The following is a 17,121-nucleotide window of genomic DNA, read 5'->3' on the forward strand; positions in this document are numbered from 1 at the left end:
GACGGGGCGCCGATGGCCGCCAGAGCACCCGTTTGTTTCGCAGACAGACCACTAGTCTCGGAGGCCGGGATGGCGGGTAGCTGGGTGCTGTTCGGCTACCTGGTCGCCTACGGGGCGCTGGCGATCTATGCCGGCCACCAGGCATACCGCATCAGGCGGCTTGGCCGGCGGCTGCCCCCGGAGACATGAACCGTCGCCACGTTCTGATCCCGGCCGGGGCGCTCCTGGCGATCGTGGTCGGCTTCCTCGTGTGGGGGGGCATCACGGACAACGTCGTCTACTACCTGACACCGTCGGAGGCGGTCGATCAGCGATCCGGCCAGGAGCCCGGCTACCGGTTCCGACTGGGGGGCCTGGTAGAGGCGGACTGGCTCCATGGGACCGACGACGGGGTCCGGTTCATGGTCGGGGACGGCGCAGTCTCGATAGCCGTCGAGCATGCCGGCGCCGTACCCCAGCTGTTCCGCCCCGGGATCGGAGTGGTCGTCGAGGGGGCCTGGGAGGGAGAGACGTTCCGGTCGGACACCCTGCTGATCAACCATGACGAGCAGTACCGGGCCGTGGACGGCGAGGGAACCTACCAGGTACCGACCGCCGGGCCATGATCGCCTGGCTGGGACTCGGCTCGATCCTGGTCGCTCTCGGGGCGGCGCTGGCGGTGGCGTGGAGGGGGCTACCCGCCCTGGCAGGACGGGGCGCCGTGCCGATGCAGCGGATGAGGGGTCCGGTGCTGTGGCTCCTCGGCGGGGCTACGGCCGCCATGCTGGTACTGGAGATCGGCCTCCTGGCCGGCGATTTCTCCATCGCCTACATAGCCAATAACCACCGGATCGGGACCCCGCTGATCTTCACCATCGCCGCCGGATGGGCCGCGCTCGAGGGTTCGATCGTCCTGTGGGGGCTGGTGCTGGCGGCCTTCACCGGAGCGGTGTTCCGAGCCATGTACAGGCGTGACCACCCGCTCGCCGGAGGAACCCTGTCCGTGCTGGGGATGCTGGCCGTCTTCTGGTTCGGCCTGATGGCAACGGTCGCCAACCCCTTCGCAGTCTGCGCCGCCGCGGCCGACACCGCCGGGTGCGCCGTGTCGGCCTGGGCGCCCTGGTCGGCCGTGGACCTTCCGGGCACCGGCCGGGGGGCCAATCCCCTGCTCCAGAACCACATCCTGATGGCGGTCCACCCGCCCGTCCTGTACGTGGGATACGTGGGCTTCTCCGTGCCGTTCGCGGTCGGGATCGCCTCGCTGGCCGCCGCCGACCAGCAAGGGACCTGGCTCCGCACCACCCGTACCTGGACCCTGACCGCCTGGGGGTTCCTGACCACCGGCATCGTGCTGGGCGCCTGGTGGAGCTACGAGGTGCTGGGCTGGGGCGGGTACTGGGCCTGGGATCCGGTCGAGAACGCCTCCTTCATCCCGTGGTTGCTGGCCACCGCCTTCATCCACTCGTCAGTGGTCCAGCTGCGCAGGGGCGTGCTCCAGTCCTGGAACTACGTGCTCGTGATCGGCGCCTTCGCGGCCACCATCCTCGGCACCTTCCTGACCCGCTCGGGGGTGATCGCCTCGGTGCACAGTTTCACCCAGTCATCCATCGGCCCCGTCCTCCTGGCGTTTCTGGCGGTGGTCCTGGCCGGGTCGCTGGCCCTGTTCTCCGCCCGTGTCCACCTGGTGGGCAGCGCTCCCCGTCTCGACTCGCTTGCCAGCCGGGAGGGCGCCTTCCTCCTCAACAACCTGCTCCTGGCGGTATTCGCCTTCGTGGTCCTGTCCGGCACCCTGTTCCCGCTGGCCGTGGAAGCCTTCCAGGGAAAGACCGTGGGCGTGGGCCGGCCGTTCTTCGACCGGTGGGCCGTGCCGCTCTCCTACGGCCTCATCCTGGCCATGGGCATCGGGCCCATCACGCCGTTCCGGGTGGCCCGCGCCCGGGTGCTGTGGGAGCGGGTGCGCACGCCGATGCGGATCGCCCTGGGGCTGGCGGCCCTGCTGGTCCTCCTGGTGAGCCGCAACCGGCACGTGATCGTGGTTGTGGTGCTGGCGGTCTTCGTCGTGTCGGCCATCGCCAGGCACCTGGTGGTGCTGGTCCGCAAGCGCGCCACCGCAACCGGCCAGGGATCGTTGGCTGCCGCGGGGACCTTGATGAGGCGTGATCCAGGCTACTGGGGCGGGCAGATCTCCCATGTCGGCGTGGCGATCCTGGCGGTCGGGATAGCGGTCTCGGCCAACCACGCCGGCTCGGGGTCCATCGCGCTGAGCCCGGGCGAGACCGCTCCGTTCGCCGGCTACGAGATCGCCTACCGGACCCCGTTCTCGCGCGCCGAGCCGAACCGGGACGTCCTGGGCGTCCGCCTGGACGTGTCGCGGGGCGGTGAAGCCGTGACCGTGATGTCCCCGAGCCTCAACAGCTACGGCAACGGCGTCCCTCCCGTCGTCACCCCCGCGGTGTACTCGACGCCGCGGGGAGACCTGTACGTCTCGCTCACCCGGCTCGACAGCTCGGGGATGGTGGCCGATGTGTGGAGCTACCCGCTCCAGTGGATGGTGTGGCTGGGCGGGCTGGTGACGGCTGCCGGAGCAGGCTTCTCGCTCTCGGCCGTGGCAGGCCGGAGACGGCGGACGGCGGGAGCCGGCCATGGCTGACCGCCGCGCCCTCCTGGCGGGCGCCGCCACCCTGATCCTGGCCGCGGTCGTCGCGTGGGGCCTGGTGGTCGGCGAGCCGAGCGACCGTGACCGGGTAGAGGCGCTCGGCGCCCGGATCCGGTGCCCGGTCTGCCAGGGGGAATCGATAGCCGACTCCCCAACGCCCTATGCCAACGACATCCTGGCGTTCGTGGAGGAGAAGGTGGACGAGGGCTGGAGCGACGAGCAGATCCTGGACTATCTGGAGGCCAGGTTCGAGGGTATCCGGCTGGATCCCCGCTTCTCGGGCACCACGGTGCTGCTCTGGGTGCTGCCGGCAGGGGTGGCTGTCGCCGGCGCCTGGCTGGCCTTCCGGCGCCTGATCCGACGACCGGACACTGCCGATGGGTGACGGGCCACCGGTGAGCCGGCTCCGAGCCCTGATCGAGGCGGACATCCGCGACGTGCGCCGGCAACTGGCCGAGGAGGAGCTCGACGCCGCCACCGCCGGGCAGTTGATCGAGCGGTACCGGCAGGAGCTGGCCACCATCGAGGCCGGAACGGCGGACGGAGTCCTGGAGCCGGCGCCGCCCGGCCGATCCGGACGGCGCCTGGCGGGGACGTTGCTCCTGATCGGCGCCGTGATCGTCGTGTCGGTGACCGCCTACTTAGCAATCCGGCCCAGGGAAGGCGGGTTCGTGACCGGCTACTCGGAGACGCCGGTGGACCTTTCCGAGGTGACCAACGACCAGATGGAGGCGGTCATAGCCGCCAACCCCGATGTGCCCGGGATCGCCGCTATGCGGCTCAGCCTGGCCGACCGGTATTTCGAGGCCGGTGAGTTCTCGAACGCCCTCCCCCACTACCTGGACGCGCTGGATGGGGACCTCGACCGCACCCGCCGATCCCGCGCCCTGGCGAGGGTCGGCTGGATGACCTTCGAGTCGGGCAACGCCGGTATCGCCCGGTCCTACCTGGACGAAGCCCTGGCGGTGGATGGCGGCTACGCGGAGGCGCACCTGTTCCTCGGGTTGCTGCTGCTGGCCGAGGACGACGCCATCGGCGCCCTGGAACACCTGGAACCCCTGCTGGACGAGGCGGACCTCCCCGAAGGGATCCGAGGGGCGATCGAGGAGAGGATCGCCGAAGCCCGGCGGCAGGCGGGGGCCGGCGGATGAGCTCCCGCGGGCGCTACCTGCTCGTGGCCGGGCTGGTGGCCGTCGGCCTGGCCGTAGCCGTCTTCGCGGCCCGGTTCGGGGAAGGCGCCGGCCGGAGCGCCTCACCGGTCGTCGGCGCGGCGGTTCCCGACCTGACCCTCCCCTACCTGGACGGGAACGGTTCTCTGAACCTGGCTGATCTGAGCGGCTCGCACGACGTGGTAGTGGTCAACTTCTTCGCCTCCTGGTGCCTGCAGTGCCGCAACGAGCACGCCGATCTCATCTCGACCGCCGATGCCTACCACGACCGATCGGTGCGGTTCCTGGGAGTCGCTTTCCAGGACAATCCGGCGCGCGCCACCTCTTTCCTCGACGAGTTGGGCCGGGGTGGCGCCACCCGGTACCTGTCCGATCCGGGCTCCCGCGCCGCCATCGAGTTCGGAATCTTCGGCGTCCCCGAGACCGTCTTCATCTCCGGCGGCGTGATCGTCGGGAAGTTCCTCGGCGAGTCCGACACCCTCACGCTCACCGGAGCCCTGGAGCAGCTCCTATCCGGCCAGGCAATCGAGTCGAGACAGGTAGGCGAATTCCGCCAATCCCCGGAGGGAGACCCGTAGATCTGCCCTTGTCGGCCAAGCCTCCGGTCGCCGCGCGGATAGTCTGGAGTTACGAGCGCCGGATTGCGATTCGGTTGCGCCGAACGGGGCATGCGCACCGCTGACCAACTTGTTCCGAAACGGGGGGCACCACAGATGACCGATCAGCAAGACCCGCCGCAGCAACGGATTGAAGGCAACGACCCCTTCGGGATGTCCCGGTTCAGCATCCGGCGCTACTCGATCCAGCATTTCCTCCTGATCGTGCTGGTAAACGTCCTGCTGGCGACGCTGACCGTCGCCACGATCCGGTGGGGCAATCCGGCGCTGGTGGCACTGTCGACCACGACAGTGGTCGTTGTCCTGGTCAAGACGGTCCTGGTGGTGTGGGTGGGTATGCGTACCGTGGAGGTTGAGATCTGGATCAGGCGCCTCGGTATGGGTGACTTCGAGTACCGCATCGAGCCGCGGGGCAGCGACGAAATCGCCAAGGCCTGTGAAGCGTTGGAGACGTTGCGGCTGCGTTCAATCGAGGTCGTGAGGCTGCAACTCGTGGAGCGCCTCAGTGCCGAGTTGGCCTCCGCCAACGCCGACCTGGAGACCCGGAACCTCGAACTGGATCAGACCTTGTCCCAACTCCGCGAGGCGCAGGACCAGTTGGTTGCCCAGCAGAAGCTGCGGGAGATGGTCGATCTGGCCTCCGGGGTTGCCCACGAGATCAGGAACCCGCTGAACTTTGTAGCCAACTTCTGCGACGGATCCGCCGAGCTTCTTGATGATCTGATGGAGGCTCTGAGCCAAGACGAACAGGACGATGACCAGATCGAGGGGATCAGCAACGAAATCCGGACCAACATGGACTACATCCGGAGGAACCTGGGCCGGGCCGACCGAATAATCGAGGGCATGATCAACCTGGGAGACATCCAAGGGTCCTGGCAGGAGGTGAGCCTGAACTTGTTGGTGCAGCAGGCCGTGCGGGCCGCGGTGGATGCCTACCTTGCCGCAGGTGGCGGCGGGAAGCCCTCGGTAGAAGTATGGGAGGACCCGGCTGACCCACAATGTTTGGCAGTCCCCGAAGGCTTGGCATTGGCTGTCATGTGCCTGGTCCAGAACTCCCTCGAAGCCGTAGCCGCCGGTGAGAGGCCCGACGCCCCGATCACCGTGTCCGTCGAGACCGACGGAGACCGGGCCGATGTGATCGTCAGAGACGAAGGCTGCGGCATGACCCCCGAAGTGCTGGAGAATGTCATGAAGCCTTTCTACACCACCAGGCAGGGCGACAACCAGGGGGCGGGCCTGGGACTGCCCCAGGCCGCCGAGGTAGCCCGCGCCCACGGCGGCACCGTTGAGATTCAGTCGACACCTGGAAAGGGCACCACCGTAACTCTGACGCTGAGCATGCAGCACAGCCCGGCCGACACCCCCGAGCCTGTCTCGTAGCGACCGAAGACCGGAGGCGCCCCACCACCTGATCCCGACACCGGGAGTTGCCCGGTTCGTGGACGGTCCCGCCAATCCGGAGGGCCAACTACCAACTAAATCAGACCGCTAGCACCCGCGCCGGATTCGTGTGGGTCATGGCGTGGATCGCCTCTTCGCTGATGCCCTCTTCGCGCAGCATGGGGAGGAAGGTCTCGATCAGGTACTGGTAGCCGTGACCGCCGTTGGTCTTCAGGCGGGGCCGGGCCGGCATGTCCTGGGCGATGACCAGGCGGTCCTGGTGGCCCTGGCGGACCAGTTCGGCCAGGAACTCGGCCCGGCGCTTGTCGGAGTTGATCCACTCGATCCCGATCAGGTCGAACTCCATGTAGGCGCCGGTGGCGGCCACCCGTTCCAGTTCCGGCATCTCCAAGGTGCCGTCGAGGTGCCCGAAGATCACCCGATCGACCTCAACGCCCTCCTCCTGGAAGATCTCCAGGAACTCCAGCGCCATGTACATGGTGGTGTGGGTGGTCAGCGCCAGGCCGGTCGCCACCTGCGCCCGGGCCGCGGCCCGCAGGACCCGCTCCTCCACCCCCTGGACCCAGGCCTTGTCGAGGCCGATCTCCCCGATGATGCCGGGCTTGACGCCGGTGTCACCGACGCCGTTCTCTATCTCGTCGATCATGTAGTCGGCCAGCCGCTGGGTGGTCCACTTGTTGACGAACTCCGGGTAGTAGGGCTCGCGGTAGAAGCCGGTCCCCATGACGATGTGGACGTCGCTCGCCTCCGAGACCCGGCGGAGCTTCTCCGGATCCCGCCCGATGTGCTCCAGGGTCGGGTCGACGAGGGTTCCCCCGCCGGCATCCCTGTAGAGCCGGACCTCCTCCGTCATCTGGACCTCGTCGGTTATCGGGATCGCCAACCAGCGGTGCCTGGGCCACGAGAGATCGGCGAACACGTGGTCATGCATCTGGGTGTGGCCCAGTTCGCCGGGCGATACCGGGCCCCGGACCGTCATCACCTGCTTGGACACGAGCTACCACCTTCCCCCGAGCCGCCGACCCGCTATCCCGCGTGGGCGGCTTCTATCGCCTCCCGCGCGAACGCGACGCCCCGCCCGAATACCTCCTCGGCATGCTCCTCGCGGGCGTGGTCCTCGAAGGCCGCGTACTTGGCGGTTCCGTCCCGCTCCATCTCCGTCAGCAGTCCCCGGTAGTTGATGCCGTCATCTCCGACCGCGATGGGCAGGAAGGTTCCGGCATGGGCATCGGACAGCGTCTCGTACTGATCGGCCGAGCCGTAGATCTCCTCCGAGAATCGGGCCATTCCCTTGAGATGGGCGTAGGCGATGTAGTTGCGCAGGATCCGGTACCCGTAGGGCCAAGGCTCTATGCCCGCTGCGTAGACGTTGCCGGCATCGAAGTTGACCCTGATGTGAGGCGCGTCCAGAGCGTCGAGGAAACGGGCCGTGAGTTCCGGCTCCCGAACAACGTCCGTGCGCTCAGGATCCTCGTTACGGAGATCGAAGTGATTCTCCAACAGCATGGTGATGCCCTTTTCGGCCGCAAGGTCGTGGCAGGGTTCCATCCGCCGCTTGTACCGCTCCACGATCTCGTCGAAGTCCCAAGCGGGATTGTGCCCGGGATAGGTGATGACGAACTCCGCCCCCGCATCGCCGGCGAGGTTGATCACGTCACAGATCGCCCGCTGCGCCGCGGCCACGTCGTCGGTGATCATCACCCTCCACTTGGCGGTCGCGTTGACGCAAACGATGCGAACGCCGTATCCGTCCAGCGTTTCGGCGGCGTTGTCGAAACCATCGTTCTGGGGGTAGTAGACGAGCTCGATGGCTCCGATCCCCAGCCGGCGGCATCGCTCCCCGAGCTGCTCGTAGGTGGGATGCCATCTATTCCAGGACGAATCCGCACAAATCGCCAGTTCCATCGGTTCACTCTCTCTTCCCGCCGCCGACCGCCTAGGTTAGATTCGTGACCATGTCGGGAACGGTCCGGATCCTCACCAAGATCGGTCTGCCCGCGGCCGCCTGTCTGGTGATCCTCGCATGCGGTGGCGAACCCACCTCAGATGACGCGACCACAGGCGCGACCCGGGCACCGACGACCACGACCACTGCTCCTACGACATCGGCCACCACGACTTCCGTCCCGACGCCCACCACCGGCGGTTCCCTGGAGACGAGCACCACCCAGACGGCGCCCGAGGTGCTGACGGTGGAGGTAGTGCTCACCGACCTGGAGAACCCCCGCGGCGTCGGCGTGGATGCGGAGGGTGCCCTGCTGATCGCCGAAGCCGGATACGGGGAGGACGCCGATGCCCCGATCCTGAGGACCGGCCGCCTCACCCGCTTCCTGGACCTCAACGGTGACGGCGACTTTCTCGATCCCGGGGAGGCTGAGCGGTGGCTGGACAACCTGTTCAGCTTCAACTCGGTCAACAAGTACGAAACGGGTCGGGATGAGGTCAGCGGGGCTACGGATGTGCTGGTCCACGAGGATGGACGGGTCTTCCTGTCCCTTGACGGTGGGATCGACCAGAGCGGGGGCACGTTCATCCTCTTCGAGTTGGACGAGGACGGGACCCTCCTGCGGGAGATCAACCAGAACTCCAACATGACCGGGATCGGGTTCGCTCCTGACCAGCGCAGCGTCTACGCATCGCAGAGCACCCACAATTCGCTGATCGAGATCCGGCTCGAAGACGGAGACGTCCGGCACATCGTCACGTTCGAGGACCTCTACAGCGGTCAGCAGGCGGTCCCGGCCGGCCTGGCAGTGGACCCGACCACCGGCGACGTGCTGGTGGCGTTGTTCTCCGGCGTCGCCAAGGCCGAGGGCGAAGCATGCCGGTTCGTACCCGAGGCGATGTGCGACGGACGCTACCTGCCGCTGATCCCTACGGATGCGAAGGTGGTCAGGGTCGATCCGGCCACGGGCTCGGTCACCGACGAGGTCACCGGGCTGACCGCGGCGGTGGACGTGGCGGCCGACTCCGAAGGGAACGTCTTTACGGTGGAGATGGCCGCCGACCACGCCCAGCTGTTCCATCTGGGAGTCGACCTGTTCCTAGCCGACCTCCCCGCACTGCACGGCGGATACATAAGGTTCAGCGGGAGGGTCACGATGTATCCCGCCGACGGAGGGGACCCACGTGTCCTGGCGGAGGGCCTTGACCAGCCGACCAACATCACGGTCGGACCCGACGGCGCCCTGTACGTGTCGACGGGGCAGGGCACCCCTGGCCGCCCCATCCCCGGTCCGCAAGGCCGTACCGAAATAGTGGGAGAAGTTCTCCGGATAACCGGATACAAGTAGGACCCCGTCCCTGTGGACGGCATCCGACGGGACCACTATGTTTACAAGATCGCAGGTGGGCCGTGCCGCGGCCGGACAGGCACTCGAGAGGAGACACGCCATGAGAGCTAGTCGGATAGGGCGATTGCTGGGGCTGTTGCTCGTCGTCATGCTGGTGGCCGCGGGATGCGGCGCCGAGGACGACACGGCCGCGGAGGATGCGGCCGCCGCGCAGGCTCAGGCGGCCGCCGCGCAGCAGGAAGCCGACGCCGCAGCGGCACAGGCGGCCGCGGCTCAGGAGGAAGCCGACGCCGCAGCGGCCGCGCTGACCCAGGCCCAGGCTGACCTGGAAGCCGCCCAGGCGGCAGCGGCCGAGGCCATGGAGGGCGACGACGCCGCTCAGGCCGAGCTCGAGGCGGCGCAGGCCGAGCTCGAGGCGGCGCAGGCCGAGCTCGAGGCGGCGCTGGCCGAAGCCGAGGCAGCTCTCGATGAGGCCGAGATGGCCGCCGATGAGGCCATGAAGGCCGCTGAGGCAGCCGAAGCCGAGGCAGCCGCGGCAACGACGACGACCGTGGCGGCGATGGCAGAACCCGAACTGATCGAGGTCGTGGTCTCCGAGGACAGCGACATCTACAACTTCGACCCGAAGAACTCGGCGGGTGGTGAGTTCGACGCACCTGTGTTCACCACCATCTACGAGACGCTGGCCTGGACGAGCCCATCGGGCGACGTCCTGCCCCGCCTTGCTACCGACTGGACCATCTCCGAAGACAAGATGACCTACACGTTCAACCTGCGGGAAGGAGTCAAGTTCCACAACGGCGCCGACTTCACCGCGCACGATGTCGTGTACAGCGTCAACCGCGCCGTGAGCCAGGGGATCCCGATGGTGCAGCAGCGGGCCCAGAACCTGGAGAGCGTGACCGCAGTCGACGACTACACGGTCGTCTACCAGTTGAAGCAGCCTTCCACCGCGTTCCTCCTCAACATCGCGGACACCACCGGGCTGGGTTTCTCGTCGGTCCTCACGTCCACGGCGCCCGCCCACGGGACGACGCCCGTCGGGACCGGCCCCTTCACGTTCGTGTCCTACGTGCCCGGCTCGGAGTTGGTGCTGGACGTCAACCGTGACTACTGGGACCCCTCGGTCCTACCGTCGTACGACCGCATCCGGGTGAGGATCATCAAGGAAGACGCTTCGATGGTGGCTGCACTCCGCGCCAAGGAGGTGGCCCTGATCCATCCCACCGCCACCGCGACGGCCAGGACCCTGAGGGACGAGGCGGACTTCACGATCGTGGACACGGCGTCCCGCACCTTCTGGATCCATGCCAGCCGGGTGGGGGCGACCCGTGACGAGGCCGTGGTCAAGGCACTATGGCTCTCCATGGATCGTCAAGCCCTGGTTGACATCGCCTTCCTCGGCGAGGCGTTCCCGTGGTCGACCTCCCATCCGTCGGTTGCGTACGGCCTGGGACCCGACGACCTGCCCAACTACCAGCGGGACGTCGAGGCAGCCAAACAGATCCTGGCCGAGGCCGGTTACACGGACGGCGTCGACCTCGTGTTCACCTACCCGACCCGGGTCCCCTACGAGGACGTATTCTTCGAGGTCCTCCAGGCATCCTGGGCGGAAGCCGGGATCAACGTGACCCTCAATCCGGTGGAGCAGGCGGTCTGGATACCGAAGCTGATCAACGCGGACTACGACCTGTCGGCCACGGACCAGGGCTGGTACTCGAACCCCTACCGGTACGTCCTACCCAGGACCGGCTGGCAGGCTCCCCCAGAGGAGATCCTCCCCGAGCTGATCCCCGAACTGGACGCCCTGGCGGCGGCCTCCCAGGAGGAGCGGCCCGAGATCTTCCAGCGGATCCAGAGGCTTGAGGCCGAGAACGTGTACCCCTACACGGGCACCGTCTACGCCAACGCTTCGCATGTGTACCACAACGATCTGCTCGCCAACGCGGACCTGGGTACGTATATCACCGGCGACAAGCGGGTTCTGTACCTCTCGCTGGTTCCGGCTGGATAACTCGCAATCAGCGGCCGGGTGGGCTGCAACGGCCCACCCGGCCCCGGCCATCGCCTTTCAATGGAAGTAACGGAGGCCCCGGACCCGAGGTTCGACGGGACGATTCTGGCGGTCCGCGACCTCGTCACGGTCTACCCGACCCGGCTCGGTGTCGTTCCCGCCGTCGACCACGTCGGCTTCGAGCTCCGGGCGGGCGAGGTGCTGGGCATCGTCGGAGACTCGGGTAGCGGAAAGACCACCCTGGCCCGTTCCCTTCTTGGTCTGGTCGCCGCCCCGGGCCGGATTGAAAGCGGGGAGATCTTGCTACACGGCCGGAACCTGCTGGACTTCACCCCCGAGGAGATGAGACAGGTCCGCGGCACCGAGATCGCCATGATCTTCCAGAATCCGATCCGCTCCTTCCATCCCGGCTTCACCATCGGGTGGCAACTGACCGAGGCGGTGACGAGACATCAGCGGGTCTCCCGCCGGGAGGCCACCGACCGGGCCATCGAGGCGCTGACCTGGGTGGGTATGCCGGAACCGGCGGTGCGGATGAGGGACCATCCCCACCAGTTCTCGGGGGGGATGTTGCAGCGGGTGATGATCGCCATGAGCCTGCTGAACGAACCCGCGGTGCTCGTCGCCGACGAGCCCACCACCGCTCTCGACGTGACCATCCAGGCGCAGATCCTGGAGTTGGTCCAGAGGCTGGCCGTGGACCGGGGATTGGGGGTGATCCTGGTGACGCACAACCTCGGGATGGTGGCCAGCATCTGCGACCGGGTGATGGTTATGTACGCCGGCCAGATCGTGGAGGAGGCCTCGGTCGAAGACGTGTTCGCCCGTCCCGCCCATCCTTACACCGTCGGCTTGCTCGACTCCCAACCGGACCGGGCGACAGGCGCCAGACTGGAGGCCATGGCAGGCGGGTCGCCGACGATGACCGCCCTGCCCCCGGGGTGCAGGTTCGAGCCGCGCTGCGCCTATGCGGAGGCGGCGTGTTCCCAACCACCCGATCTCTGGGCCCTGAGCAGCGGCCAGACCGCCCGATGCTGGGTCAGCAAGCGACACGGCGGGCTACCTGCTCACCCGGACGCCGGGCCCGGCGCCGCCGGATCCGGAACCGGTTAGGCGACGGGATGGCCCTACTAAGGCTCGAAGGCGTCTCGGTTCACTTCCGGCTTCGCAGGCGCGGACGGGCGGGCGGGATCGTGCGCGCCGTCGACGGCGTGGACCTGACCATTAACGAGGGCGAGGTGCTCGGCATCGTCGGCGAGTCGGGCTGCGGGAAGACCACCCTGGGCCGGGTGATCGTCGGGTTGCAGCGACCCACTTCGGGTGACGTGGTGGTGCGGGGTGAGAAGCGGTCGCTCCGCCAGCGTCCGGGCGCCAACGCTCGAGCCGACGGCTTCCAGATGGTGTACCAGGACGCGGCCGGATCCCTCAACCCCTGGAAGCGGATCGGCTGGACCATCGCCGAGCCGCTCAGGAACGAGGGCATGAGGAAACCCGAGATGCGCGAGCGGGTTCTGGAACTGCTCGATCAGGTGGGCCTCCCCGATTCGATGATCGACCAGTACCCGGGTCAACTCTCCGGAGGGCAGCAGCAGCGGGCGGCCATAGCCAGGGCCCTGGCCGGGCGGCCCCGGCTGATCGTGCTCGACGAGGCGGTCAGTTCCCTGGACATGTCGACCCAGGCACAGGTCCTGAACCTGCTCAAGGACCTGGCGGAACGCCACGCGGTGAACTACGTGTTCATCTCTCACGACATCGCCGCGGTCGACTTCATGAGCGACCGGGTAGCGGTCATGTATCTGGGCAAGATCGTCGAGCTCGAAGACGCTCACGACCGCAAGAACCCGCTCGTCCATCCGTACTCCATCACGCTGCGGTCGGCGGTGCCGGTGCCGGATCCGGTCGTGGAGCGCCGCCGCAACCGCATCGTGCTGACCGGGCCGGTGGCCAGCGCTACCGAACTTCCTTCCGGGTGTCGCTTCCACACCCGTTGCCCGATCGCCCAACCGCTCTGTTCCGACGCCGAGCCGGAGTTGGTAAGCGCATCGCCAACCAGCCGGGTTGCCTGCCACTTCGCCGGGGAGTTCGACGGCCGTTACGCCGCGACCGGCGCCGGGACTCACGGGGCTTCGGCGTGATCCTCTTCACCGTCCGCAGGTTCGCCGAGGCGGTCGCCGTGCTGTTCGTGCTGACCTTCCTGATCTACGTGATCGGGACCATCGTCCCGGGTGACATCGCCCAGCAGATGGCGGGCATCGAGGGCGCCACGCCCGAGCGGATGGCCGAGATGCGGGCCCGTCTCGGGCTGGACCGCCCGCTGATGGTGAGGTACGGGGAGTGGTTGGGCAATGCGGTGAGGGGCGACTTCGGCCATTCGTTGTTCACGGAACGCAATATCGCCGCCGATGTCCGGCAGCAGTTCCCGGTGTCCCTGGAGGTGGCCTTCCTCAGCGTTCTGCTGGCGGTGATCATCGGCATCCCGCTCGGCGTGTACGCCGCCGTGAACACCGGCACGATCGTGGACAGGGTCCTGAGAGGCATCTCCCTGGTGTTCTTCTCGGTGCCGACCTTCGTATCGGGAGTCCTGTTCGTATGGCTGGGATCGATCGTCCTCAGGTCCTTCTACACGTCGTTCTACGTGCCGTTCACCGAGGATCCGATCGCCAACCTGCGGTCGATCATGTTGCCGTGCCTTGCTATCGCCCTTCCCACGTCCGCCTCGATCATCCAGATGACCCGCACCACGATGATCGCCAGCCTGCAGGAACCGTTCGTCGATACGGCCCGTGTCAAGGGCGCCAGGGAGAGCAGGGTCCGGTATATCCACGCGCTGCGCGCCTCGCTGGGACCCGTCGTCACGCTGATCGGCCTGCTGTTCGGCGCTCTCGTCGGTGGTCTGATCATCGTGGAGCAGATCTTCAACCTGCCCGGGCTGGGCCGCGGGGTATTGCTCGGCATCGCGGAACGTGACTTCCCGTACGTGATAGCGGCCACGCTGGTCATCGCCAGCGTCTACATAGTGGTGAACTTCATCGTGGACCTCCTCTACCCCATCCTCGACCCGAGACAGCGGGAACAGACATGACCACACCGCACCCACTGCCGGACGCTCTCTCGACGGTGGAGAGGCGGGGAGCCGGGGAGACCCCCGGGATCCGCAACGCTCGTTTCTGGCACCAACTCCGCGCCGTGGCCAGGCATCCCTCCGGAAGGTTCGGCCTTCTGCTGATCGCGCCCGTGCTGATCCTCGCCATCGCCGGACCGCTGGTGATCCACTGGGATCCCATCCAGATCAACCCGGCAGACTCCCTCCAGGGACCGTCCGCCCGGCACTGGTTCGGGACCGACCAACTCGGCCGGGACCTCGCCGCCCGGGTGGTGAGCGCCATCCCGGTGGTCATCTGGGTCCCACTCGGCGCGGTCATCCTGGCCGTGACCACCGGGAGCGCCATCGGCATCCTGGCCGGATACCGCCGGGGATGGCTGGAGAGGGTGCTGATGGCGGGAACCGACGTGCTGCTGGCGATGCCGGGCCTGCTTACCGCCATCCTCATCGTCGGCGTGTTCGGAGGCGGCTCCCGCAACATGATCCTGGCCATCGGAGTCATTTACCTCCCCCGCTTCACCCGCATCGCCCGCGGTTCCACCCTGGAGGTCCGCGGCCTCCCCTACGTCGATGCCGCCCGCCTGTCGGGCACCAAGCCGCTGGCCCTCGTCACCCGACACATCCTGCCGGGCATCAGCTCTCCCCTGTTCGTGATGTGCGTGCTCAGCCTGTCCACCGGGTTGCTGGTGCAGACCGCCCTGAGCTTCCTCGGTTTCGGCTTCGAGCCTCCCACCGCCGATCTCGGGAGGATGCTCGCCAACTCGGTCGACTTCCTGACCCTCGCCCCGTGGATGGCCATATCCCCCGCTCTGGTGATCACCCTGCTCATCCTGGCCTTCAACAACTTGGGCGACGCGGTCCGCGACGTGATGGACCCCGAGGTCGCCCGCTCCGCAGGCGCGGTCTGACCTCAGCCCGCACGCGAAAACCGCCATCTAGAGCGAGATCTAACTGCTCTCAAACAGCTAGTACCAATTGTCCAAATGGCTTACCGGCGCCGACCCTGACGGCCATCGTCCCGTGTCCTGTCCTGCCAGGGCGGCACCGGCCGCAAGACGGTGCACGTGTACAATCCGCTCACCGACAGGGGTGGACTTACGGGCGATCCGACTCAGATAACCGGCGCAGCATCGCTCGTGCGTGCCCTGGAACTTGAGGGGATCGACACGGTCTTCGGGTTGGTCGGTCACGGCAACCTCGCATTCGTGGACGCCCTGGCGGACAGCGACACGATCGACTACGTCACCGTGTTCCACGAGCAGGTGGCCGCCCACGCCGCCGACGCCTACTTCCGGGCGGGTGGACGGATCTCGGTCGTGACGACCACGGTGGGACCGGGATTCACCAACCTGATGACCGGACTCGGGGACGCCATGCTCGACTCGTCGGCCATGGTGGTGATAGCCGGGGGGATGCCGAGCGCCTACGTGGGGAAGGAGCCCCTCCAGGAACTCTCCTACTCGATCGACAACGCCCAGATCGACATCGCCCGCCCTCTCACGAAACGGATCATCCAGGCAACCGGCGCCGCCGAGCTCGCCAACCAGTTCCACCGGGCGGTGGGCTACGCGCTGGCGGGGTGTCCGGGCCCGGTCGTCCTGCAGGTCCCGCTCGACTTCTTCTCGGAATGGGTGGAGCCTTCGGTTGCCAGGCTCCGACCCTCACGGCCCGGCCGCAGCGGCCCCGATCCCACCGAGATGGAACGGGCGGCCGATCTGATCGCACGAGCCGAACGCCCGCTCGTCTTCGCCGGCGGCGGCGCCATCATCTCGCATGCCTCCGCGGCGGTGACGCGCCTCGCCGATGAGTTCGGGCTGCCGGTCGCCACAACCATGAGCGGGCAGGGGGCCATTGCCGAGAACCACCCGCTCTCGATCGGCTACACGGGCGTCGTGGGGACCAGGCCGGGCAACAATGCGGCGAGAAGGGCCGACCTGCTGGTGGCGGTCGGTACCCGGTTCCCGGAGATGGATTGCAACAACTGGAGGCCGGAGTACTTCACTCCCATCCCGCCCGCCAAGTTGATCCATATCGACATAGACCCCAACCAGATCGGCAAGATCTACCCCACTGACGTCGGCCTGGTCGGTGACGCCCGCCGCTCTCTCGAGGAACTGGCCGCCGCGCTGGGAGACCGCATGAACGGAGCAGACCCGTGGCATGGCTGGCGCGAGGAGTTGGCCGGCGAGAAGCAGACCTGGGCGGACGACCTCCATGAGGTCCGCACCACCCCCAGCTTCCCGTACGAGCCGGCCTACCTGGGAACCCTGCTGCGCGAGCTGCTGCCACCCGACACGATCCTGGTCACGGGGGTAGGAATCCGCCATGCCATTGGGCAGCACTACCCGTTCTTGAATGAGGGCACCCAGATCGTGGCCAGCGGGTTCGGGACCATGGGCCAGGAAGTAGCCGCTCCGATAGGAGTACGGAGGGCCCGCCCGGACGTGCCGGTGGTAGCCGTGGTGGGCGACGGGGCGGTGATGGCATGCCTCGCGGCGCTCCCCACCGCGGTGACGGCGGGCATCGACGCGGTCTGGCTGATAGCCGACAACACGGGTTACGCGTCGATCGCCCTTTACCAGAACAAGCACTACGGTCGCGACGCCGGCACCTATTTCAAGGACCACGAAGGGGTTTCCTACGATCTGGACTACGTAGCCTTCGCCCGCTCCTTCGGCGCCCGGGCGGAGCGGGTAACCGATCCGGACGACTTCCCCGGGCTTCTGTCCAGGGCCTTGGAGGAACGCGGCACCTGGGTACTCGAACTGCCGGTGACACCCTATCCCCGCATCATCGGATCAGGTCATTGGGATGTGAACGACATACTGGCGGCGGGTACCGAGAAGGGTCGGACCGGCTGACCTACCGTGCCCTTGGACGTGCGCA

16 protein-coding genes are annotated in these 17,121 nt (G+C 67.4%); 14 read left to right on the forward strand and 2 right to left on the reverse strand.

Going from position 1 to position 17,121, the window contains the following annotated elements; translation table 11 throughout:
• From OXM57_05180 to OXM57_05210, 7 genes are all read left to right on the forward strand, one after another.
• Window positions 1-189, forward strand: a 189-nt coding sequence (locus OXM57_05180) for a hypothetical protein (protein MDE0352061.1), incomplete at its 5' end; no start/stop codon positions are given.
• Window positions 186-605: a cytochrome c maturation protein CcmE gene (locus tag OXM57_05185; GenBank protein MDE0352062.1), complete on the forward strand. Its 420-nt coding sequence runs from the start codon at window positions 186-188 to the stop codon at window positions 603-605. The genes OXM57_05180 and OXM57_05185, both read left to right, overlap by 4 nt.
• Window positions 602-2,629, forward strand: a complete 2,028-nt coding sequence (gene ccsA / locus OXM57_05190; protein MDE0352063.1) for a cytochrome c biogenesis protein CcsA — start codon at window positions 602-604, stop codon at window positions 2,627-2,629. The genes OXM57_05185 and ccsA overlap by 4 nt, the downstream gene beginning before the upstream one ends.
• Window positions 2,622-3,020, forward strand: coding sequence for a cytochrome c-type biogenesis protein CcmH (locus OXM57_05195; GenBank protein ID MDE0352064.1), 399 nt, complete (start codon window positions 2,622-2,624; stop codon window positions 3,018-3,020). Before ccsA ends, OXM57_05195 begins: the two co-directional genes overlap by 8 nt.
• Window positions 3,021-3,030: 10 nt before the next feature.
• A complete protein-coding gene (locus OXM57_05200; protein MDE0352065.1) occupies window positions 3,031-3,786 on the forward strand; it encodes a hypothetical protein in 756 nt (251 codons plus the stop codon).
• Window positions 3,783-4,382 carry a redoxin domain-containing protein gene (locus OXM57_05205; GenBank protein MDE0352066.1) on the forward strand — a complete coding sequence of 200 codons (600 nt, stop codon included), beginning with the start codon at window positions 3,783-3,785 and terminating at the stop codon, window positions 4,380-4,382. Before OXM57_05200 ends, OXM57_05205 begins: the two co-directional genes overlap by 4 nt.
• Before the next feature lie 135 nt (window positions 4,383-4,517).
• Window positions 4,518-5,804: an ATP-binding protein gene (locus OXM57_05210; protein ID MDE0352067.1), complete on the forward strand. Its 1,287-nt coding sequence runs from the start codon at window positions 4,518-4,520 to the stop codon at window positions 5,802-5,804.
• 100 nt (window positions 5,805-5,904) lie between these two features.
• Here the strand turns inward: OXM57_05210 and OXM57_05215 are convergent, their stop codons facing one another.
• Together OXM57_05215 and OXM57_05220 are read right to left on the reverse strand one after the other, a co-directional pair.
• Entirely contained in the window at window positions 5,905-6,819 is a 915-nt protein-coding gene (locus OXM57_05215; GenBank protein MDE0352068.1) for a TatD family hydrolase, read from the reverse strand.
• 32 nt (window positions 6,820-6,851) lie between these two features.
• Complete coding sequence (locus OXM57_05220; protein MDE0352069.1) at window positions 6,852-7,730, reverse strand: TIM barrel protein; 879 nt, start codon at window positions 7,728-7,730, stop codon at window positions 6,852-6,854.
• Between the two features lie 50 nt (window positions 7,731-7,780).
• Here OXM57_05220 and OXM57_05225 point away from each other — a divergent pair, with 50 nt between their 5' ends.
• The 7 genes from OXM57_05225 (at window position 7,781) to OXM57_05255 (ending at window position 17,096) form a co-directional block, all read left to right on the forward strand.
• Window positions 7,781-9,118 (forward strand): ScyD/ScyE family protein, encoded by a 1,338-nt coding sequence (locus OXM57_05225; GenBank protein ID MDE0352070.1) that lies wholly within the window; start codon window positions 7,781-7,783, stop codon window positions 9,116-9,118.
• Window positions 9,119-9,218: 100 nt separating this feature from the next.
• Window positions 9,219-11,132, forward strand: a complete 1,914-nt coding sequence (locus tag OXM57_05230) for an ABC transporter substrate-binding protein (protein ID MDE0352071.1) — start codon at window positions 9,219-9,221, stop codon at window positions 11,130-11,132.
• A gap of 60 nt (window positions 11,133-11,192) precedes the next feature.
• Window positions 11,193-12,245, forward strand: a complete 1,053-nt coding sequence (locus tag OXM57_05235) for an ABC transporter ATP-binding protein (GenBank protein MDE0352072.1) — start codon at window positions 11,193-11,195, stop codon at window positions 12,243-12,245.
• Window positions 12,246-12,253: 8 nt separating this feature from the next.
• Window positions 12,254-13,267: an ABC transporter ATP-binding protein gene (locus tag OXM57_05240; protein ID MDE0352073.1), complete on the forward strand. Its 1,014-nt coding sequence runs from the start codon at window positions 12,254-12,256 to the stop codon at window positions 13,265-13,267.
• Window positions 13,264-14,214, forward strand: a complete 951-nt coding sequence (locus OXM57_05245; GenBank protein MDE0352074.1) for an ABC transporter permease — start codon at window positions 13,264-13,266, stop codon at window positions 14,212-14,214. The genes OXM57_05240 and OXM57_05245 overlap by 4 nt, the downstream gene beginning before the upstream one ends.
• Complete coding sequence (locus OXM57_05250) at window positions 14,211-15,143, forward strand: ABC transporter permease (GenBank protein MDE0352075.1); 933 nt, start codon at window positions 14,211-14,213, stop codon at window positions 15,141-15,143. Before OXM57_05245 ends, OXM57_05250 begins: the two co-directional genes overlap by 4 nt.
• A 156-nt stretch (window positions 15,144-15,299) precedes the next feature.
• A complete protein-coding gene (locus tag OXM57_05255) occupies window positions 15,300-17,096 on the forward strand; it encodes a thiamine pyrophosphate-binding protein (GenBank protein ID MDE0352076.1) in 1,797 nt (598 codons plus the stop codon).
• The last annotated feature ends 25 nt before the right edge of the window (window positions 17,097-17,121 follow it).

Source organism: bacterium (assembly GCA_028820935.1).
Classification (GTDB): Bacteria; Actinomycetota; Acidimicrobiia; order Spongiisociales; family Spongiisociaceae; genus Spongiisocius.